Genomic DNA, 21409 nt, shown 5'->3' on the forward strand with positions numbered 1-21409 from the left:
ATGCACATCGACCTGCTCGACCCGGCGCCTTTCGCCCGTAACGACTTCTGGTCCACCTTCAGCTGGCTGCGAGCCCACGCGCCGGTGCACTGGCACCCCGAGCCCGGTGGCGACGACGGCTTCTGGGTGCTGAGCAAGCACCGCGACATCATGGCCGTGTACGCCGACAGCGACACCTTCAGCTCGGCGCGGGGCATGCGGCTCGGCAGTGACCCGGCGGCCGTCGCCGCCGTCAGCCAGCGGATGCTGATCGTCTCCGACGCGCCCCAGCACACCCGGCTCAAGCGGGCGCTGTACCAGGCGTTCGGGCCGCAGCAGATGCCCCGCCTGGAGGCCCTCGTCGAGAGGGTCGTCGGCGAGCTGGTGGCCGAGGCCGCAGACCTCGACGAGCTGGACTTCATCGACCTGGCCAAGCAGCTGCCCAACCGGGTGGTCTGCGCCATGATGGGTATCCCTCGCGCCGACTGGGCGTGGATCGGGGCGCTGACCACCGACGCGTTCGACTCCCCCGACGAGAGCGTGCGCAGCAACGCGCACTCGGAGATCTTCCTCTACTTCATCGAGCTGCTCGGGGAGCGCCGGGCCCGCCCCGGCGACGACCTGGTCAGCCACATCGCGCACGACACCCTGGTCGACGAGGGGGACGGCACCGAACGCCCCCTGAGCGACGAGGAGATCGTCTTCAACTGCAACGGGGTGCTGTCCGGCGCCAACGAGACCACCCGCTACTCCGCCGCCGGGGCGGTGCACATGTTCGCCGAACTGCCGCAGCAGTGGGAGCTGCTGCGCTCCCTCGGCCCCGCCGGCATCGCGCCGGCGGTCGAGGAGATCCTGCGCTGGACCACGCCCGGGGTGCACGCCCTGCGCACCGCGGTGCGCGACACGCAGATCGCCGGCACGCGTATCGCCGCCGGGGACCGGGTCACGCTGTGGAACGTCTCCGCCAACCGCGACGAGGACGTGTTCACCGACCCGCACGCCTTCCGGGTCGACCGGCGTCCCAACCGCCACGTCGCCTTCGGCCACGGGCGCCATCTGTGCCTGGGCGCCCGGCTCGCCCGCTTCGAACTCGGTGCGCTGCTGACCGAGATGCTCGCCACACTGGACGGTTTCGAGACGACCGGGCCCGTCCAGTTCAACTCGTCCAACTTCACGTGGGGGATCAAGAGTCTCCCGGTGCGGCTGCTGCGCAGCCGGGCTTTCGCACGCCGAGAAAGGGCCTCGCTGTGACCACCGCACTCCTCGACTTCAACCGGACCGACACCGACTTCCCCGCCACCGGCTATGCCGGGCTCCTCGCCGAGCAGGCCGCCCGTACCCCCGGCGCGCCCGCCCTCGTGCAGGGCGAGCGTTCCTGGACGTACGCGGAACTGGAGGCCGTCACCAACCGGCTGGCCCACGCACTGATCGCCGAGGGCGCGGCCCCCGGCGAGCGGATCGGGCTGTGCTACCCGCGGGGCGCCGAGTACGTCATCGGGTCCCTCGCCGTCCTCAAGACCGGGGCGGCGATCGTGGCGCTGGACCCCGTCAACCCCGACGAACGGCTCGCCGCGATGATCGCCGACGCGGGCCCGCTGCTCGTGCTCACCGCGCCCGCGACCGTCCCGCGGCTGCCCGGGGGCGTGGCATGCGCCGACGCCGCCACCGCCGGGGACGGCCGGCCGGACACCCCGACCGGTGTGCCCACCGGCCCGGACACCGTCAGCCACCTCATCTACACATCGGGGTCCACCGGCACACCCAAGGCCGTCCTGGAGCGGCACGGCGCCCTGACCAACCTGGTGCACTGGACCGGGCGGGCCTACGGGGTGCGCCCCGGCGACCGGGCGTCGTGGATGTCCACGCCCGGCTTCGCGGTGCAGATCATGGAGTGGCTGCCGTACCTGCCGCTGGGCGCGGCGATCCACATACCGGAGGCGGGCCGGGCGCAGACCCCCGAGCAGATCCGGGACTGGCTGAGCGAGCAGCGCATCACCCACACCATGCTGGTGGCCGCGCTCGCGGAACCCGTCTGGGCACTGGACTGGCCGCAGGACACGGCGCTGCGCATCCTGGTGACGACGGCGGAGCGGGTGCACAGCTGGCCGCCGGTCGACACGCCGTTCCGGGTGGTCATGACGTACGGCACCACCGAGACGACCAACGTGCTGACCTGCCTGGATCTCGGCGCGGGCGTCGACTTCACCAGCCAGGCCACCCCCGCCGAGGTCCGCGCCGAGCGGCAGGTGCCCGTCGGGGTGCCCATCGCCAACATGCGCGTCCACCTGCTCGACGGGGAGGACCGGCCGGTCCCGCACGGCGAGGTGGGCCGGCTGCACGTCTCGGGTGCCGGCGTGGCCGCCGGGTACCACGGCCGCCCGGAACTGACGGCGGCGAAGTTCCGGTCCGGGGTCGTCGCGGACGACCCGTATCCGGTGCTGTACGACACCGGTGACCTGGCGCGGCGACGGGAGGACGGGGCGCTGGAGCTGCTCGGCCGGTCCGACACGCAGGTGAAGATCCGAGGCTTCCGCGTGGAGCTCGGCGAGGTCGAGACGCACGTCGCCCGGGTCGACGCTGTCGCCGAGGCCGTGGTCGTCACCCAGGAGCGCGGCCCCAACGACAAGCGCCTCGTGGCGTACGTCTCCGCGGACGGCGACGCGAGCGCGGACCCCGGCGCGATCCGGGCGGCCGTGGCCCGCACCCTGCCGTACTACATGGTCCCCGGCACGGTCGTCGTCCTGCCCGCGCTGCCCCGCCTGCCCAACGGGAAGGTGGACCGGCAGAGCCTGCCGGAGCCGCCGGAGCCCCGCGAGGGCGTCAGCGCCGGGTACGAGCCGCCGCGCAACGAGGTCGAGGACGGCCTGGTGCGGCTGTGGGGCGAGGCGTTCCGCACCGAGACCGTCGGCATCCACGACAACTTCTTCGACCTGGGCGGGCACTCGCTGCTCGCGTTCCAGCTCATCGACGAGATCCGCCGCCGCTACGGCGTCGAACTGAGCCTGTCCGACCTGTCGTCCTGCCCGACCGTCGCCGAACTCGGCACCCTCATCGTGACCGAACGCACCGGCGGGCGCGGCGAGTTCGGTGGTCTGGCCGCCATCGTCCCGGACCCGGCGGCCCGCTTCGAGCCGTTCCCGCTGACCGAGAGCCAGCAGGCGCTGTGGATCGGTCGCGGCGGCCTGGTGGACCTGGGCAACGTGGGCTGCCACGGCTACTTCGAGTGGGAGAGCGAGCAGCTCGACGTGGAGCGGTTCGCGACCGCGTGGCGCCGGCTCGTCGAGCGCCACGACGCGCTGCGCACCCGCATCCTGCCCGACGGCTCCCAGCAGGTGTACGAGGAGATCCCCGCGTACGACATCCCGGTCACCGACCTCGGCGGGCTGGACGCGGCGCAGCGGCAGGCGGAGCTGGACGCGCTGCGCGAGCAGCTGTCCCACCAGGTCCTCGACGCAGACGGCTGGCCGCTGTTCGACGTGCGGATCAGCCTGCTCGGCGGCGGCCGCGCCCGGATCCACCTGTGCCTGGACTTCCTCGTGGCCGACGCCTGGAGCTACTTCCAGGTGCTGGTCCCGGACCTGGTGACCTACTACGCCGATCCGGACGCCGAACTTCCGCCGCTGGAGCTGTCGTTCCGCGACTACGTCCTGGCCGTCGGCAGTTCCCTGCGCGACAGCGAGCTGTACCGCCGCTCGGAGTGGTACTGGCGGGACCGGCTCGCCACCCTGCCGCCCGCCCCTGCCCTGCCGGAACGCCCGGACGGCGCCCCGGCGCTGCCCGTGCGCTTCGAGCGGCTCAGCCACGTCGTGCCCGCGGAGCTGTGGGACCGCATCCAGGAGCGGGCCGGGGAGCGCAAGGTGACCCCGTCCGGGGTGCTGGCCGCCGCCTATGCCGAGATCCTCGGCCGGGCCAGTGGGCAGTCGCGGTTCACCATCAACTTCCCGCTGTTCAACCGGCTTCCGCTGCACCCGCAGGTCAACGCCCTGCTCGCGGACACCACGACCACGTTGCTGCTGGCCGTGGAGCAGCGGGAGACGACGTTCGCCGGCCGTGCCCAGGCCGTGCAGCGCCGGCTGTGGGCCGATCTGGAGCACCGCTACTTCAGCGGCGTCCAGGTGCTGCGCGAGCTGACGAAGATGCGCGGAACCCTCGCGCCCGCGATGCCGGTGGTGATGACGAGCCTGGCCGGCCATCCACCGCAGTACGAGGAGACCGAGCTGGGCGTGCCGGTGTACGGCATCTCCCAGACGCCGCAGGTCTCGCTGGACTTCCAGGTGTTCGAGAAGGCCGGTGGGCTGACCTTCAACTGGGACCACCTGCCCGCCGTCTACCCGGACGGGCTGGTGCGGTCCATGTTCGAGGACTTCGTCGCCCTGCTGGAGGCGCTCGGCGAGGAGGAGACCTGGGAGCGCTTCTCGCCGCCGCCCGGCGACCAGGAGGAGGAGGCCGCCGAGCCCGTCGAGGAGCGGGACACCGGTGACGCGTGGGAGCGCTACTGGGCGGGCGTCCGGCGCACCGGCAGGGGCGGCGACGTCATCTGGGACGCGGCCAGCGGCGAGGAGTTCCGCTGGCTGCTCGGCCAGGCCCGGCGGCACTTCCGCGACGACCTGCCCGTCATCGACCTGGGCTGCGGCAACGGCCGCTACAGCCGTGAACTCGCCCCGCACTACCCGCGGGTGGTCGGGGTGGACGTGTCCGTCAGCGCCATCGAGCACGCCGAGCGGGAGGCCCGCGCCGAGGGCGTGGCGAACGTGGACTACCACGCCGTCGACATGACCGACGCCGAGCAGGCAGCCGCCCTCGGCGAGGGCCCGTACAACATCTTCGTCCGCGGTGTCTTCCACGTCCTCGACGGCGCGGCCCGGGCCCGGCTCGCGGCCGTCGCGGGGCGGCTGCTGGGACCCGACGGGGTGCTGATCGTCCACGAGCCGGACTACTCCGGGAACTCCTTCGGCTACCTCGGCTTCGTCGGCGGCAAGCGCGGCCGTGCCGAGGACCTGGTCGCGCCGCTGGAGGCCGCCGGTGTACGGCACTCCCACCGCTTCACCCGGCCGGAACTGAGCGCCGCCTTCCCCGCGGACGACTGGGAGGTCCTTCAGGACCAGCCGATCCAGCTGCACGCCATCGACCCGCAGTCCGACGCGCAGGCACTGCTGCTGCCGGGCTACTACGCGGTCCTGCGCCGCAGGCGCTGAGGTGTGGTGCGCCGGCCACGCGGCCGGAGCACCGGACAGCACAGGTCAGGCTCCGTGCCGCGGGCCCACAGGGGCTCGCGCGGCTCGGAGCCTGACGGGCGTGCGGTCCGTCGCCGGCCGCCGGGCCGGTACGCACAGGTATGCGAACACCATGCGGCCGCGGGCGGTGTCCCGCGGCCGCCCACCCCTTTCTCGGTGAAAGAGTGGAGACCGTGGAACGACGAACTGCCGACCGGCTGCTGAGGGCACGCGCACAGGCGATCGGGGGGCGGGCCCGTGAGACGACGGTCGCCGCCGCCCTGGACCGGGTCCTCGCCGTGCAGGCGCAGGACCTCGCGGCGGCGGGCCTCGGCCTGCGCGCCCGGGTGGCGGGCCTGACCGCCGACGACGTACGCAGGGCCACCGACGTCGAGCGGACCGCCGTACGCGGCTGGTTCATGCGCGGCACCCTCCAACTGGTGCCCGCCGCCGACGTGCGCTGGCTGCTGGGCCTGTTCGGCCCGGTGTACCTGGCTCTCGGGGCGCGCCGGCTGCGTGAGCTCGGCCTGGAGGAGGACCTGTGCGAACGGGCGGCGCGGCTGATCGTGCGGGCCGTCGACGGCGAGGGCCCGCTGACCCGGGCCGAACTCACGGAGCGGCTGGCCACGTTGGGCGTGGAGTCCAAGGGCCAGTCGGCGTTCCATCTCATCCGGCGCGCCGCGCTGTCCGGGCTGATCTGCCACGGCCCTCAGCGTGCCGGTGAGGCCACCTTCGCCCTGCTCGACGACTGGGTGCCGGCCACCGGTCCGCTGCCGTTCACGGGGGATGCCGCGCAGATCGAGCTCGCCCGCCGTTACCGCGCGGCCCACGGACCCGCGGACGCCGTGGATTTCGCGCACTGGTCGGGGTTGCGCGCGAGCGCGTGCAAAAAGGCCTGGGCGGCCGCCGGTGAAATGCCCGCACAGGACGCGGAAGGCATTGCGCGAGGTGATGTGCGACTGCTCCCCGCGTACGACAACTACCTTCTCGCATATCGTCGCAGGGAACTGTCGGTGCCCGCCGAGCACGAGCGCCAGGTGTGTCCGGGAGGCGGGGTGATCCGGCCGACGGTCGTGGTCGACGGCTGGGCCGTCGGCACCTGGTCGGGCGGTCGGCGCGGCGGCCCACCGGTGGTGGAGCCCTTCCTTGGGAGCGGTGCCTTCGACGACGCGACGGCGTCGGGGATCGCCCGGGAGAGCGCCGACATCGAGCGCTTCTTCGGCGCCTATGAAAGTTCTCATACGCTCTCTACACCGGATCTCCGGCCGCCCGGATTCGTAACCGGTCCCTAACCCGCCCTCCCTACGGTCAGTGCCGTCCGACAAATCCGTCCCCAATCAGAAAAGGGCGTCGACATGGCACTCGGTCGGCATTCCGATTTCAACCGCCTGTGGTTCGGGCAGACCGTCAGCAACTTCGGCGACAAGATCTCCCTGCTCGCGCTGCCGACCCTCGCGGTCGTCTTCCTCGACGGGGGTGCGTTCGAGGTCGGTGTCCTCGGCGCGCTGCGTTTCCTGCCCTTCCTCCTGTTGGCGCCGGTCGCCGGTCTCGTCGCCGACAGGTTCTCGCGCCGCAGCATCATGATCATGGCGGACCTGGGCCGCTTCCTGGCCCTGGGTTCCATCCCGCTGGCGTTCGCGCTGGACTCCGTCACGATGGCGCACGTCTACGTCGTGGCCGGTCTCGCCGGCATCCTGACCGCGTTCTTCGAGGTCTCCTACCAGTCCTGGCTGCCGCAGCTCATCGGCACGGACAACCTCGTCGAGGGCAACACCAAGCTCCAGATCAGCCGCAGCGTCGCCGAGGCCGTCGGCGCCGGCGCCGGTGGTGCGCTGATCCAGCTGCTCGGCGCGGCTCGCGCCATCACGGCCGACGCCTTCACCTTCCTGGTCTCGCTGGTCGCGCTGCTGCTCATCCGGCACCGTGACACGCGGGCGAAGGTGGAGGAGACGAAGGCGTCCGCCAAGGCGGAGATGAAGGAGGGCCTGAAGACCCTCTTCGGCAACCCGGTCCTGCGGGGCCTGTTCACCGCCAACGTCGTGGTCAACCTCGGTGCCGCGATGGGTGACGCGCTCCTCATCGTCTACGCGTACAAGGTCCTCGACCTGAGCCCCGGCCAGGTCGGCGCGGCGTTCGCCGTGATGTCGGTGTTCGTGATCGTCGGCGCGGTCCTGTCCGAGGTCGTCACCAAGGTGCTCACCGTCGGCCGCACGCTCGTGCTGACCGCGGTCGTGCTGGGCGCCGGGTACATCCTGGTGCCGACGGGCGGTGCGGTCGCCGGCTTCGCCGGCCTGATCGTGGTCCAGGCCGTCATCGGGTTCGTGTCCCCGATGTTCGACATCCACGTCCTGAGCCTGGTGCAGGGCGTCACGCCCAACGAGCAGATGGGCCGGGTCAGCGGTAGCGCGCTGTCGGCGGTCTACGGCGCCCTGTCCATCGGCTACTTCGCGGGCGGCGCGCTCGGGGAGGTGCTCGGTCTGACCGGGGGCCTGGCCGTCGCCGGAGCACTCAGCATCATCGGCGGTCTGACGCTCCTCGGGGGCCCGGTCGCCGCGATCAAGGAGATGCCGGGCGGGGACGCCCCCGCCGACGCGGGCACCTCCGACACCCCGGACGCCGATCCGGCGCAGTCCTCCGCGGACGGCACGAAGGTCGGCGCGTAGCGCGACCCCAGCACGTCGGAGGGGGTGCCGGCCGGTCCGGCACCCGCTCCGCACCCGTGCACCGGCGGATCCGCACCCCCACCGCGGCCGCCCCAGCGGCAGCCGCCGCACAGCCGAGAGCCGGCACCGCCACCCCGGCGGGCCGCCTCACCCTCCCCGGCCCCACCCGCCGTACCCGCGTCCCGCGCCGTCCGGCACTCCCCCGCACCCCTTGCTGTATCCCTCTTCACCAGACGCACGGAGGCACAAGGTGAGCGAGTCCCTCGCCGAACGCATAGCCGCACTGCCGAAGTCCCGCCGGGCACTGTTCCAGGCCCTCGCGGGCCGCACCGGAGGGCGGGCCGGCGTACGGGAGGACCCCGAGCCGGCGCCCCGGGACCCCGACGCGGAACCGGTGCTCTCCTTCGCCCAGCGCCGCCTGTGGTTCATCGACCAGCTCCAGCCCGGCAGCCCGGCGTACAACGTGCCGGTCGCGACCCGTATCCGCGGTCACCTGGACGTCGCCGCCCTGCACGGCGCCCTCCAGGACGTGGTGGACCGGCACGAGGTGCTGCGGACCGTCTACCAGGACGCCCCCGGCGCCGCCGAGGCCGTGCCCCGGGTGATCGACGGCTACCGGCTGCCGCTGCCCGTCACCGACCTGCCCGACGAGGAGGCCGTGCGGGCCTTCTACGACGCGGACGCCTCCGCCCCCTTCGACCTCGCCGGCGCGGTCCCGCTGCGCGCCTCGCTGGCCCGGCTCTCCCCCGACGACCACGTCCTCGTGCTGAACCTCCATCACATCGTGACCGACGGATGGTCGATGCGGCTGCTCGCGACGGAGCTGGAACGCGCGTACGCGGGCCGCACCGGAGCCGCAGACGGAGACCACGGTGGGCCGCCGGCCCCGCTCGCCCTGCAGTACGCGGACTTCGCGGCCTGGCAGCGCGACCGCATCGGCGGCGAGCGGCTGCGGTCGCTGACCGGTTTCTGGCGCGAGGAACTCGCCGGCGCCGCCCCGGTGGACCTGCCCACCGACCGCCCGCGCCCGCCGGTGTTCGGCCACGCCGGGGCCTCCCGGTACATCGAGCTGCCGCCCGGACTCATCGCCCGGCTGCGGGAGTTCGGCAAGTCGGAGGGCGCCACCCTCTACATGACGTTGCTGGCCGGCTTCGCCGCGACCCTGCGGCGCTGGACCGGGCAGGAGGACATCGTCGTCGGCACCTCCGTGTCCGGCCGCGACCACCCGGCCTTCGGCGAGCTGATCGGCTTCTTCGTCAACACCCTGCCGCTGCGCATCAGGACGGGCGGCGACCCGGGCTTCGCGGAGCTGGTCCGCGCCACGCGGCACACCACGCTCCAGGCGTACGCCCACCAGGAGCTGCCCTTCGACCTGATCGTCGACGCGCTCGGTCTGCCGCGCGACCCGAGCCGGCCGCCGCTGACCTCGGTGATGTTCCTGCTGGACGAGACCCCGGACACCGCGCCCGGCCTCGCCGGACTGGCCACCGAGCCCATCGACTTCTCCTCCCGCGCCACCAAGTACGACCTGATGATCAGCGTCCACGACACCGGCAGCGCGGTGCGCGCCCTCGTGGAGTACCCCACCGACCTCTTCGACGCCACGACCGTCGATCGGCTGCTGGGCCACTTCCTCACCACCCTGGCAGCGGCCGTCGAGCGGCCCGCCGAGCCGCTGTCGGCGCTGCCGCTGCTCACCGAGGCCGAGCGCCGCGCCGCCCTGGACGACTGGAACGCCACCCGCGCGCCGTTCCCCCAGGACGCCTGTCTGCACCAGCTGTTCGAGGAGCACGCCGACCGGCGGCCCGACGCCGCGGCCGTCGTCTGCGGCGGGCTGGGCGGCTGGAGCGTCACCTACCGGGAACTGGAGCAGCGCGCCAACCGGCTCGCGCACCGGCTCACCGAGGCGGGCGCGGGACCGGACCGGACCGTGGCCCTGTGCCTGCGGCGCGGCCCCGGGCTGGTGACCGCGATCCTGGCGGTGCTCAAGGCGGGCGCGGCCTATGTGCCGCTCGACCCCGAGTACCCGGCCGAGCGCCTGGGCCTGCTGCTGCGGGACGCGGCACCGCCGATCGTGGTCAGCGACTCGGAGCTGGTGGGCCGGCTGCCGCTCGGCCCCGGCACCAGCCGGATCCTGCTGGACGCCGACCGCAGGGAGCTGGAGTCGCTGCCCGCGACCCGGCCCGCGGTCGCGGTCACGTCCCGGAACCTGGCGTACGTCATCTTCACGTCGGGCTCCACCGGTACGCCCAAGGGCATCGCGCTGGAGCACCGCGGAGTCGTCAACAACCTGCTCGACCTGAACCGCTCGTACGGCATCGGGCCCGGTGACGCGGTGCTGGCGCTGTCGTCGCCGAGCTTCGACATGAGCGTGTACGAGACGCTCGGCATGCTCGCCGCCGGCGGCACGATCGTGCTGCCCGACCCGGCCGCCGCGAAGGACCCGGCGCACTGGGCCGACCTGATCGAGCGGCACGGCGTCAGCGTGTGGAACTCCGCGCCCGCGCTGCTCGGCCTCCTCCTCGACCAGCTGGAGCACGCCGACGGACCGGCGCTGCCCGGTCTGCGGGCCGCGTTCCTCGGCGGTGACTGGATCCCCGTCACCCAGCCGGGCCGGCTGCGGGCGTTCGCCCCCTCGGTGGCGTTCGCCGCACTGGGCGGGGCCACGGAGGCGTCCATCCACTCCGTGGAGTACCGCGTCGGCCGTGTCGCACCCGAGTGGACGAAGCTCCCGTACGGCCGCCCCATGGCGAACCAGCGCACCTACATCCTCGACGCCGCCGACCGGCTCGTCCCGGTCGGCGTGCCCGGGGAACTGCACCTCGGCGGGACGGGCCTGGCGCGCGGCTACCTCAACCGGCCGGAGCTGACCGCCGAGAAGTTCGTGCAGGTCGAACTGGAGCCCGGGCGCACCGAGCGGCTCTACCGCACCGGGGACCTGGCCCGTTACCGGCCCGACGGCACGATCGAGCTCCTCGGCCGCACCGACTTCCGTATCAAGCTGAACGGACTGCGCATCGAGCCCGGCGAGGTGGAGAGCGCCCTGCGGGAGCAGGACGGGGTCCGCGAGGCCGTGGTCGTCGCCCGGCAGGCGGCCGGCTCGGCCCGGCTGACCGGGTACGTCGTCCCCCAGGACGGCGCGAGCCCGGACCCGGCCGCGCTGCGCGCCGCCCTGGGGGCCGTGCTGCCGCCGCACTGCGTTCCGGCCGAACTCGTCGTGCTGGACCGGTTGCCGCTCAGCCCCAACGGCAAGGTCGACCGCAAGGCCCTGCCCGCGCCGCGGGTCCCGTCGGCGGCACCCACCCGGGCAGCCGGTGGTGATCCTGCGGCGCAGCGGATCGCGGCCGTCTGGGCGGAGGTCCTCGGCCTGCCCGCCGTCGGGCCCGACGACGACTTCTTCGCCCTGGGCGGCGACTCCTTCGCGGCCGTCCGGGCGGTGCGGGCCGTCGCCGAGGCACTGCCGGGGGCGGGCGCCCTGCGGGTGGTGGACCTGTTCAGCAATCCGACCCCCGCCGGCCTGGCCGCCCGCGCCGCCGAACTGGCCGGGCAGGGCGGCGACCTGACGGGGCACCGGCTGCTGCACCGGCTCACTCCCCCGCCCTCCGGCCCGCCGGCCGCGCTCACGCTGGTGTGCTTCCCGCACGGTGGCGGTGACGCGATCGCCTACCAGCCGCTGGCCGCCCAACTCCCGCCGCACATCGAACTGGTGGCCGTGTCCCCGCCCGGACACGACCCGCTGAACCCGGGGCCGATGCTGCCGGTCACCGAGTTCGCCGAGCTCGCCGCCCGCGAGATCGCCCGCACCGTCACCGGTCCGTTCGCGGTGTACGGGCACTGCGCCGGGGTCGTCACCGCCCTGGAGACCACCCGGGTCCTGGAACGCGACGGACTGCGGCCCCTCGCCCTGCACCTCGCGGCCGCCCTGCCGGAGGACGACCCCGACTTCGCCCTGGAGATGGAACGTATCTCCACCGACGACGACCTGGTCGGCTACCTGACCACCATGGACGGCTTCGACGGCGTCCTCGACGACAGCGACCTGTCGGCCGTGCTGCGCATGGTCCGGCACGACATGACGGAGGCCGCCCGATTCTTCGCCCGGACCCCCGACGGCTACGAGCAGCCGCTTCTCACCCCGCTGACCTGCGTCATCGGTGACGCCGACGACGCCACCCGGGGCTACGAGGAGGGCTATCGAGCCTGGGGCCGGTACGCCCGCGACCTGCGGCTCGCCGTGATCCCCGGCGGCCGCCACTACTTCGCCAAGCATCTGCCGGACCGGCTCGCCGCCCTGCTGGCCGAACTGCACCGCAACGGAGGAACCCATGTCTGACCTCGCCGAACGTCTCGGCCGGCTGCCCCAGGGACAGCGCTCCCGGCTGCTGGGCCGGATGCGCAACCAGATGACCGCCGGTGTCGGTCACCGCAACGAACTCAAGCGGGCCGACCACGGGCCGCGTTCCCGCGCCTCCTTCCAGCAGGAACAGATGTGGTTCGTCGACCGGCTGGGCGCGGGCAAAGCCCGCAACAACATAGCCCTGGCGATACGCCTGGACGGTCCGCTCGACCGGGCGGCGCTGCACGAGGCGCTCAACGCCGTCGTCGCCGGCCACCAGGTGCTGCACAGCAGGCTCGTCGAGGTGGACGGCGTGCCGTGGCAGGAGCCCGTGCCCGCCTTCGTCCTCGGCGTGCAGACCAGCGACTTCGCCGGCAGCGACGACCCGGACCGGGACCTCGCCGAGCTCGTCGCCTCCTGCGCGGCGGCACCCTTCGACCTGGCCGCGGCCCCGCCCGTGCGGGCCCATCTGGTGCGCCTGGGCGAGGAGCGGCACGTCCTGCTGTGGGTGGTCCACCACGTGGTCTGGGACCCGGGCTCCACGCGGATCTTCACCGAGGAGCTGACGTCCTGCTACGCCGAGGCCGCCCAGGGCCGCCGCCCGCAGGCCGGTGAACCGCCTGTCGAGTACGCCGACTTCGCCGCCTGGCAGCGCGCCAAGCTCGACAACGCCGAGCACCGCAGGGCACTGGCCGACAAGTGGCGGCAGCTGCTCGCCGGCGCCGCGGCCACCGAGGTGATGCCCGACCATCCGCGCAGCCCCGAGACCCGCGGTGACGGCCGCGGTCTGACGCTGACGCTGGAGCAGGAGCTGCTGGAGAAGCTGAAGGTGGTGGCCGAGGGCTCCGACACCACCGTCTTCACCACCGTGCTCGCGGCGTTCAACGCGCTGCTGCGGCACTGGACGCACACCGAGGACGTCGTCGTGGGCACGGCGAGCGCGTCCCGTCCGCACCCGGACCTGGAGCGGGTCATCGGCTGCTTCGTGCAGATGATCACCCTGCGCACCGAGGTCGGCGACGGGCTCACCTTCCGCGAGCTGGTCGCGCGCACCTCGGGCACCGTGATGGACGCCTTCACCAACAGCGAGCTGCCCTTCGAGCAGGTCGTCGAGGCCGTCCGGCCGGTCCGCGACCCGCTGCGCCACCCGCTGTTCCAGATCGAGTTCACCTCGCTGGGCCGCTGGGGCACGCACACCACCGAGGCCGCCGGGGTCGGGTTCGCCGTGGAACAACTCCACGACGGGGCGGCCAAGTTCGACATGAGCTTCCTCGTCGGTGAGAACGACGGGCTGGAGCTGTCGCTGGAGTACAACACCTCGCTGTACCGGCACGGCACCGCCTCCGCGCTGCTCGCCGCGTTCCGGCGGGTCATCGAGCAGGTCGCGCAGAACCCCGACATCCGTATCGGCGAACTGAGCCTGGTGGAGGAGCCGGCCGCCTCCCGGCACGCCCGGGAGCTGTCCCGGGGCGGCCCCGTCGACGAGAGCGCCTGGACGACCACGCTCGACCGGGCCTTCCGCGAGCGGGCCACCATCGAACCGGACGCCGTCGCCGTCCGGCACGGCGCGACGACGCTGGACTACGCGGCCCTGGACCGCTGGTCGGAGGCGATCGCCCACCGCCTGCGCGACCGCGGCGTGCGGCACGGCGACCCGGTCGCCGTCTGCCTCGGGCGCGGCCCGGCGGCGGTCGCGGCCCTCCTCGGCATCCTCAAGTCCGGTGCCCACTACGTGCCCGTCGACCCGGCCGCGCCCGCCGAGCGCACCAAGACCGTCCTCGCCGACGCGGGCGTCCGGCACGCCCTGGTCGACGACGCGGCGCGGCTGCCCGTGCCGCTGGAGCTGGTCCCGGCCGGCTCGGCCGCCCCGGTGCGCGAGGTGCCGTCCCTGACGCCGACGTCGTCCCCCGCCGACCTGGCCTACGTGCTGTACACCTCCGGCAGCAGCGGCACCCCCAAGGGCGTGATGATCGAGCACCGCTCGGTCACCCACTTCTCCCGGACCATCGCCCGGGCCTACGAGATCGGCGTCGGCGACCGGGTGCTGCACTTCGCCCCGCTCACCTTCGACGTCTCCGTCTTCGAGGTGTTCACCACGTTGCTGGCCGGCGCCGAACTGGTCATCGCCACCGACGACGAGCGCCGGGACCCGGCCCTGCTGCAGACCCGGATGCGGGACGACGCGGTGACCGTGGCGGAGCTGCCGCCCGCGCTGCTGCCGCTGCTCGACCCGGCCCGGCTGCCGGACCTGCGGCTGGTGTCCGTCGGCGGCGAGGCGTTCCCCGGCAAGCTGGTCGCCGAGTGGACCGCCGGCGAGCGGCGGTTCGTCAACGGCTACGGCCCCACCGAGGCCACCGTCGCCGTCACGCTCATGGACTGCACGGGCGCCTACGACCGCAACCCGCCGATCGGCCGCCCCATGCCCGGCCACCAGGCGTTCGTCCTGGACGAGCGGCTGCGCCCGGTACCGCCCGGGGTGCCCGCCGAACTGTGCGTGGCCGGCCCCGGCATCGCCCGCGGCTACCTCGGCCGGCCCGACCTGACCGCCGAACGCTTCGTCACCAACCCGTTCGCCGACGGCCCCGAGACCGAGCGGCTCTACCGCACCGGTGACCTGGTGCGCTGGCTGCCCGGCGGGAACCTGGAGTTCCTCGGCCGCACCGACCGCCAGCTGAAGCTGCGCGGCCACCGCATCGAACCGGGTGAGGTGGAGGCCGTCCTCGTCGGGCACCCCTCGGTCCAGCAGGCCGTCGCCCTCGCCCAGCCGGCCGCGGGCGGCGAGCGGATGCTCGTCGCGTACGTCACCGTCGAGCAGGTCGGGGCGTACGCCTCGGAAGTCGCCGACGCCGAGGGCCTGCGCGCCTACGCGGCCGCCCGGCTCCCGGGCTACATGGTGCCGGTCGTGGTCGTCCTGGACGAGCTGCCCCTGACTCCGCACGGCAAGGTCGACACCGCCGCCCTGCCGCTGCCCGTCGACCAGGCGGCCGACGGCACGGCTCCGCGCGACGCCGTCGAGGAGCAGATCTGCCGCGACATCCTCACACCGCTGCTGGAGTGGCAGAACCCCGACGTCGAGGGCGACTTCTTCGCCCTGGGCGGCAGTTCGCTGCAGGCCACGATCGTGGTGTCGCGGGTCCGTGCGGTGTTCGGCATCGACATCGCGCTCGCCGACTTCTTCGGGCGGCCCACGGTCGCGGGCCTCGCCGACCTGGTGCGCGCCGCACAGGCCGAGGCGGCCGGCGAGCAGGACCGGCTGCTGGCGGTCTTCGACCAGATCGAGAACATGAGCGACGAAGAGGCTGCGGCACTGCTGAGCTCCCTGCAGAACCCGGACGGCCCGTGATGGCCGCGCCCACCGGCGCCGGTGTCGACCGGGCGCTCGCCGCGCTGCCGGAGGCCAAGCGCGAACTGGCCAGGATGCTGCTGTCCGCCCGGCAGCCCGTCCCCGCCCGTCCGGCCCCGCGCTCCGGCGCGGGGCCGGTCCCCGCGACCGCCCTGCAGGCCCGGCTGCTGCACGGTGAACGGCGGCAGCCGGGCACCGGCACCGGGTCGCACGCCGTACGGCTCACCGGGCGCCTCGACCACGGGCGGTTGCGCGAGGCGCTCACCGGCGTCCTCGCCCGGCACGAGGCGCTGCGCACCCGGATCGACGACGCCCCGGACGGTACGGGGCCGCTGCTGACCGTGGACGCCGCTCCCTGCCTGCGGCTGACCCGGGCGGACCTCTCGGACCACTCGGCGGTGGCGCGGCGGGACGCGGTGCGGCGCCACCTCGACGAGAGCGCGCAGACGGCGCTGTCCCTGGAACAGGGTCGCACCAGCTGGTTCCGGCTGCTGACCCTCGCCCCCGACGAGCACGTCCTCGTCCTCGCCTCGCACCTGGCCGTCTTCGACGGCTGGTCGTCCGGGGTGTTCCTGACCGACCTGGCGGCCGGGTACCTGCACGGCCCGGAAAGCCTCGCCCCGCCGGAACTGCAGTTCACCGACTACGCCGACTGGCAGCGGCGCTGGCTGGCCGCGCCCGACGCGCAGGCCGAACTGGCGCGTCTGCGTGTGGGGTTGGGCCGCAGGCCGATGGCGGCGCCCGCACCGGGCGGGTTCGAGCGGGGACATCTGCCGGTGCGGCTGGGCCACGGGACGGGCAGCGCGCTCAATGCGGGGCTGGCGCTCGGTGCCGCGCAGGGCGCCACGCCGTTCATGACGCTGCTCGCCGCCCTCGCGGTGGTGCTGGCCCGCCGCGACGGACGCACGGACACCGTCGTCGGCACCCCGGCCGCCGGCCGCTTCGCCACCCCGCTGGAAGGCGCGGTCGGGCAGTTCACGAACGTGGTGCCGGTGGAGATCGACCTGTCCGGCACACCGTCGTTCACGGAGCTGCTGCACCGCACCCGGGCGGCGGTCGCCGAGGCGCTGAGCCACCAGCGGCTGCCCGTCGACGAGCTGTGCGCCGGGGACAGGCAGCCGTACAGCGTGCTGTTCGCCCTCCACAACTATCCCGCGGTGCCTTTCGCCCTGCCCGGAATCGAGGTGAGCCAGCTGCCCGGACCGCCCGCACGCCACCTTCAGCTGTACAGTCCCGACCCCGCCAGGACCTTCGCCTGCGTCGGCCTGGTCGAACGCGACGGCGAGATCGGCGGCACCGCCGAGTTCAACCGGCGCTCCGCCGCACCCGAGGACGTCACGGCGCTGCTCACCGGCATCGAGGACGTCCTGCGACGCGCCGTCGCCTCCCCCGCCGCCCCCGGGATCACCCGCTAGCCCCTGGGAGTTCCATTGCTCACCACCGAGTTCTTCCGCGCGCCCGCCGACTGCGGTCTCGTCCGCAGCGGCGAGGGCGTGCCCCGGACGCCGATGCGCGTCCTGCGCGAGGAGATCCACGACGTCCTGGTGTCCGCGCCGGTCGCCGCCGCCCGGCGCACCCGGGACCCCCGCCCGGTCCACCGGGCCCTCGGCGAGGCGGGGCTGCTGGCCCCGCAGTGGCCGAAGGAGTACGGCGGCCGTGGCGTGAGCCAGGTCGCCGCCGCGGTCCTCGTCGAGGAACTGGCGATGCACGACGTCCCCGATCTGCTGCACACCCTGACCGTGCAGATCGTCGGCTCGACACTGCTGAACGTGGCCAGTGACGCGATGAAGGCCAGGCACCTGCCGGGCTTCGCGGCCGGTACGGCGTTCGGCTGCGTGCTCTTCAGCGAACCGCAGGCCGGCTCCGACCTCAACATCCTGTCCACCCGCGCCGTTTCCGACGGCTCCGGCGGCTACAAGCTGTACGGCACGAAGGTGCACTCGCTGTTCGCCGGGCTGGCCGACTACGGGCTGTGTCTGGCGCGCGGTGAGAACGACGCCCTCAGTCTGTTCCTGGTTCCCCTCGCCCAGAAGGGCGTGACGATCAAGGCGATTCCCGGGATCGGCGACGACGCCTTCCACGAGGTGACCCTGGACGGTGTCGTCGTCACCGCCGACGACGTGGTCGGCTCCGTCGGCCAGGGCTGGGCCATCGTCGTCAAGACCCTCGCGTTCGAGCGGACCGGGCTGGACTACTACGTCAAGGCGCTGCGCTGGTACCGCGCCGCCGTGGAACGGCTGGAGGGGCACACCGACCGGCTGGAGGCCGGCCAGCACGACCACATCGGCCTGGCCAAGCTGAACGCCCGGCTGCTCGCCGCCGGCACGCTCGTACGGCGCGTGCTGACCCGTCTCGACCGCGGCGAGCTCAACGAGGACGAGGCCGCCGCGGCGAAGTGGTACACCACCGAACTCGCCGCCGAGGTGGCCTGGTGGGCCGCCGAGCTGGACGGCGACCACAGCATGACGCTCGACGCCCCGGGTGCCGACGGGGTGGCACATCCACTGGACTCGGCGCTGCGGGAGGCGCCCGGGATGCGGATATCCGGCGGCACCGCCGAGATGATGCTGGAGACGCTGGCCCGCCTGCGTCTGGACTCAGGGGCGGAGGTACGGCCGTGACACACGGGACACAGCGGGAGGCCGTCGGCGGGGTGCCCGCCGAGCGGTGGCGCGAGCGCGAGGAGGAGGACGCCCTCTTCCGGCAGCTGCGGCTCACCGTGCGCCAGGGCCTGGAGAACGCCGGCACCCCCGGGCACGCCTGGGAGGCCCTGACGCAGGTGGGCGCCTGGGAGTTCCCGCTGCCGATCGGCATGGACGGCCTCGACCTCGGCCAGGCCGTCGTCGCGATGGTGTGCGAGGAGGGCGGCAACGCGATGCGCCCCGTACCGCTGACCGACACCCTGCTCGCCCTCGACGTGCTGTCCGCGCTCGGCCCGCCGGCGCGGGACGGCCTGGACGGGCTCCTGGACCGGGTGCGGGAGGGCATGCACCCCGTCGCGGTACCGGGCCGGCTGCCCGATCCGCGCGGCGCGGTGCCGCCGGGCATCACGTGGAAGCCCGACGCGGACCGCGGCGGCATCGTCCTCGACGGCACCGGCGGTCCCTTCGCAGCCGGGGTCGAACCGGGGTCGCTGCTGGTCCTGGCCTCCGGCCCGGACGGTCCGTGCGTGGCGCTCGTGGAGCTGCCGGCCGCCGGGGTCGTGCTGCGCCCGCTGACCGACCACGGTGGCGGCGCCGTCGCCGGTACGGTGTTCGAGCAGGCCCGCGTGCCCGCAGACGCGGTGCTGCTGCAAGGGGTCGCCGCCGAACAGGCCCTGGCCCGGGTGGGGTTGCGGGCCGCCGTGCACCAGGCGTCGCTGCTCGCGGGCATCACCGCCGCCGCGCTGACGGCCGTGGTCTCCCGGATCAGGAGCCGGCGACAGTTCGGGCAGGCGCTGGTCAAGCACCAGGCTCCCCGGCTGCGCGTGGCCGGTCTCCTGGCCCGGCTCGACGCGGTGCGCTGGGCGGTGGGAGACGCCGCGAAGGACCTCGACGAGGGGCGGCTCACCAGCGGGGAGGCCGCCGGTCTGATCGCGCTGACCGCGGAGACCGCCCTGGACGTGACGCGGGACGCGGTCCATCTGCACGGCGCGTCGGGGCTGGTGCGCGACGGGCTGGTGGCCGGATGCTACCGGCGGGCGGCCTGGGAGGCGCTGCGCTGCGGGCGGCCGGCCCATCTGTGGGACATCGCCGCGCACGGCACCTGACAGAAGCGACGGGCCAGGGGCTCCCGACCGGCGGAAGCCCCTGGCCCGTTCCCGTGTACGCCGGGTCAGTCGAGGTCGCGGCGCATCACCCAGCGGTAGCGCTTGTCGCTCTTGGCCTCGGTCCTGCGCACCCGGCGGAAACCGGACCGCTCGAACATCTCCATGGTGCCGACGTAGGCGAGCGTCGGGTTGACCCGGCCGCCCTCCGCGTCGACGGGGTACCCCTCGACGGCCGGAGCGCCGTGGGCCCGCGCGTGCTCGACGGCACCGTCCAGCAGACCCGAGGCGACGCCCCGGCCGCGGAACTCCTTGCGGACGACGAAGCAGGTCACGGACCACACCGGCAGGCCGTCGACCTCGGGGATGGTCTTGGACGAGGTCAGGCGGTCCAGTTGCTTGCGGGGGGCGACGTTGCACCAGCCGGCCACCTGTCCGTCGAGGTAGCCGAGGACGCCGGGGGGCGGGTCGGCCGCCTCGACGAGGGAGCGCAGGTGCTCGCCCCGCTCGTCGGCGGTCATCCGCCCGTAGTCGCCCGTGGTCAGCCGCCAGGCCATGCACCAGCAGGTGTGGGCGCTCTTGCGGGGCTGCAGTACCGCCCGCAGATCGTTCCATCGCTCGGCGGTCGCCGGCAGAACTTCCAGAGTCATCAGGCTGCTTCGCTCTCTTTCCCTTGCTGTGCGGGTTCCGGCTGGGCGGACCCGCTCTTCTCCCGGCGGTGGGCGCGCACGGCCGCCGCCAGCACTTCGACGGCTCGACGGCACGCGCGTCGTCCGACATCCAGATGGGTGACCAGCCGGAGCACGTCCGGTCCGGGCGCGGTCACCAGAACTCCCTCCTGAGCCGCCCGTCCGACGAGGTCCTCGGCGCCGGGCGTGTCGACGAGGACGATGTTGGTCTCCGGGTCCCGTACCGAGCAGCCCGCTTCGCTGAGGCCCTCGGCGAGCAGCCGCGCGTGGTCGTGGTCCTCGGCGAGGCGCTCCAGGTGGTGGTCCAGGGCGTGCAGGCCGGCGGCCGCGAGGATGCCGGCCTGCCGCATGCCGCCCCCGAGACCGTGCCGCAACGCCCGGGCGCGCGCCAGGTGTTCGGCGGGCGTGAGGAGGACGGACCCGGCGGGCGCGCCCAGCCCTTTCGACAGGCAGACCGCCAGGGTGTCCGCGACCGGGGCGCCGTACGCGGACAGGGGCGTTCCGGTGGCGGCGTGCGCGTTCCAGATGCGCGCCCCGTCGATGTGCACCGCGACACCCGACCGTGCGGTCAGCCGTCGCAGGGCGCGCAGGGTTTCCAGCGGGTGGACGGTGCCGCCCGCCCGGGTGTGGGTCTGTTCGAGCGCCAGCGCCCGGGTGCCGACGGTGTAGGCGTTGCCGGGCCGCAGGATCCGCCGCACCGCTTCGGGGGACAGCAGGCCGCGCTCACCGGACACGGTGCGGGTCTGGATGCCGCCGTAGCGGGCGGGCGAGCCTTCCTCGTGGGCGAGGATGTGCGCTTCCGCGTCGCAGACGATCTCCTGGCCGGGTGCGGCGAGCAGGCGCAGCGCGATCTGGTTGGCCATCACCCCGGAGGGCACGAACAGCGCGCCGGGGAAGCCGAACAGGTCCGCCAGGCGGTCCTCCAGCGCGCGGACGGTGGGGTCCTCGCCGAACAGGTCGTCGCCGACCTCGGCGGTCGCCATGGCTCTGCGCATCCCGGGGGTGGGCCGGGTGACGGTGTCGCTGCGCAGGTCGACGGGGTGCGTGGTCATGGCGTCGGGTCAGCTCCTCGCTGCGGTGGTCGGGGGGTGATCCCGCGGGCCTCGGCCCAGTCGAGCAGCGGGCGCACCTGCTCCCAGGTCCGACGTACGAAGTCGGCGGCGCGGGCGGATCGCAGGGCGGGGCCGGGACCGAGGCGGCGGCCGGCGTCGATCCTGCGGTGGCGCAGCAGGTCCAGCCGGGGGTGGTCGGCGGGCACGCCGCGCGGCCGGGAGGCGAGCCGGTCGCCGCCGATCGTGAAGCCCTGCCCGGTCAGCCGGGCGGTGATCGCGGCGAGTTGCGGGGGGCCCGGCGCCTGCGGGGGGGCGGGGGGGGGGCCGGGGGTGGAGGGGGGGTGGGGATGTCGGGGGGGTGGGGAAGAGTGTGGGGCTAGGGGTTGTGG

General features: G+C 73.9%; 12 protein-coding genes. 9 read left to right on the forward strand and 3 right to left on the reverse strand.

Features of this window, described 5'->3' with window-relative positions; all coding sequences use genetic code 11:
- From ACWCPI_RS35195 to ACWCPI_RS35235, 9 genes are all read left to right on the forward strand, one after another.
- Positions 1-1230 carry a cytochrome P450 gene (locus ACWCPI_RS35195; RefSeq protein WP_451042021.1) on the forward strand — a complete coding sequence of 410 codons (1230 nt, stop codon included), beginning with the start codon at positions 1-3 and terminating at the stop codon, positions 1228-1230.
- Positions 1227-5174 carry an amino acid adenylation domain-containing protein gene (locus tag ACWCPI_RS35200; protein WP_451042022.1) on the forward strand — a complete coding sequence of 1316 codons (3948 nt, stop codon included), beginning with the start codon at positions 1227-1229 and terminating at the stop codon, positions 5172-5174. The genes ACWCPI_RS35195 and ACWCPI_RS35200 overlap by 4 nt, the downstream gene beginning before the upstream one ends.
- A gap of 212 nt (positions 5175-5386) precedes the next feature.
- Positions 5387-6484, forward strand: a complete 1098-nt coding sequence (locus ACWCPI_RS35205) for a winged helix DNA-binding domain-containing protein (protein ID WP_451042023.1) — start codon at positions 5387-5389, stop codon at positions 6482-6484.
- Between the two features lie 63 nt (positions 6485-6547).
- Positions 6548-7855 carry an MFS transporter gene (locus tag ACWCPI_RS35210; protein WP_451042024.1) on the forward strand — a complete coding sequence of 436 codons (1308 nt, stop codon included), beginning with the start codon at positions 6548-6550 and terminating at the stop codon, positions 7853-7855.
- 250 nt (positions 7856-8105) lie between these two features.
- On the forward strand, positions 8106-12188 hold the full coding sequence (locus ACWCPI_RS35215; protein ID WP_451042025.1) for a non-ribosomal peptide synthetase: 4083 nt from the start codon (positions 8106-8108) through the stop codon (positions 12186-12188).
- Positions 12181-15534, forward strand: coding sequence for a non-ribosomal peptide synthetase (locus tag ACWCPI_RS35220; protein WP_451042026.1), 3354 nt, complete (start codon positions 12181-12183; stop codon positions 15532-15534). Before ACWCPI_RS35215 ends, ACWCPI_RS35220 begins: the two co-directional genes overlap by 8 nt.
- Positions 15534-16949: a condensation domain-containing protein gene (locus ACWCPI_RS35225; protein WP_451042027.1), complete on the forward strand. Its 1416-nt coding sequence runs from the start codon at positions 15534-15536 to the stop codon at positions 16947-16949. Before ACWCPI_RS35220 ends, ACWCPI_RS35225 begins: the two co-directional genes overlap by 1 nt.
- Positions 16950-16964: 15 nt before the next feature.
- Positions 16965-18155, forward strand: coding sequence for an acyl-CoA dehydrogenase family protein (locus ACWCPI_RS35230; RefSeq protein ID WP_451042028.1), 1191 nt, complete (start codon positions 16965-16967; stop codon positions 18153-18155).
- Positions 18152-19282: an acyl-CoA dehydrogenase family protein gene (locus ACWCPI_RS35235; protein ID WP_451042029.1), complete on the forward strand. Its 1131-nt coding sequence runs from the start codon at positions 18152-18154 to the stop codon at positions 19280-19282. Before ACWCPI_RS35230 ends, ACWCPI_RS35235 begins: the two co-directional genes overlap by 4 nt.
- 65 nt (positions 19283-19347) lie before the next feature.
- On the opposite strand, the gene ACWCPI_RS35240 is transcribed toward ACWCPI_RS35235, so the two are convergent.
- From ACWCPI_RS35240 to ACWCPI_RS35250, 3 genes are all read right to left on the reverse strand, one after another.
- Positions 19348-19929 (reverse strand): GNAT family N-acetyltransferase, encoded by a 582-nt coding sequence (locus ACWCPI_RS35240; protein WP_451042030.1) that lies wholly within the window; start codon positions 19927-19929, stop codon positions 19348-19350.
- A complete protein-coding gene (locus ACWCPI_RS35245) occupies positions 19929-21020 on the reverse strand; it encodes a threonine aldolase family protein (protein ID WP_451042031.1) in 1092 nt (363 codons plus the stop codon). The genes ACWCPI_RS35240 and ACWCPI_RS35245 overlap by 1 nt, the downstream gene beginning before the upstream one ends.
- Positions 21017-21409, reverse strand: a 393-nt coding sequence (locus tag ACWCPI_RS35250; protein WP_451042032.1) for a DUF2461 family protein, incomplete at its 5' end; no start/stop codon positions are given. The genes ACWCPI_RS35250 and ACWCPI_RS35245, both read right to left, overlap by 4 nt.

Source organism: Streptomyces sp. NPDC001920 (assembly GCF_053594495.1).

Bases quoted from the DNA above. Each gene is read 5' to 3' on its own strand.
- ACWCPI_RS35225 (WP_451042027.1), top strand. From the start codon at position 15,534: ATGGCCGCGCCCACCGGCGCCGGTGTCGACCGGGCGCTCGCCGCGCTG.
- ACWCPI_RS35220 (WP_451042026.1), top strand. From the start codon at position 12,181: ATGTCTGACCTCGCCGAACGTCTCGGCCGGCTGCCCCAGGGACAGCGC.
- ACWCPI_RS35210 (WP_451042024.1), top strand. From the start codon at position 6,548: ATGGCACTCGGTCGGCATTCCGATTTCAACCGCCTGTGGTTCGGGCAG.
- ACWCPI_RS35240 (WP_451042030.1), bottom strand. From the start codon at position 19,929: ATGACTCTGGAAGTTCTGCCGGCGACCGCCGAGCGATGGAACGATCTG.
- ACWCPI_RS35245 (WP_451042031.1), bottom strand. From the start codon at position 21,020: ATGACCACGCACCCCGTCGACCTGCGCAGCGACACCGTCACCCGGCCC.
- ACWCPI_RS35195 (WP_451042021.1), top strand. From the start codon at position 1: ATGCACATCGACCTGCTCGACCCGGCGCCTTTCGCCCGTAACGACTTC.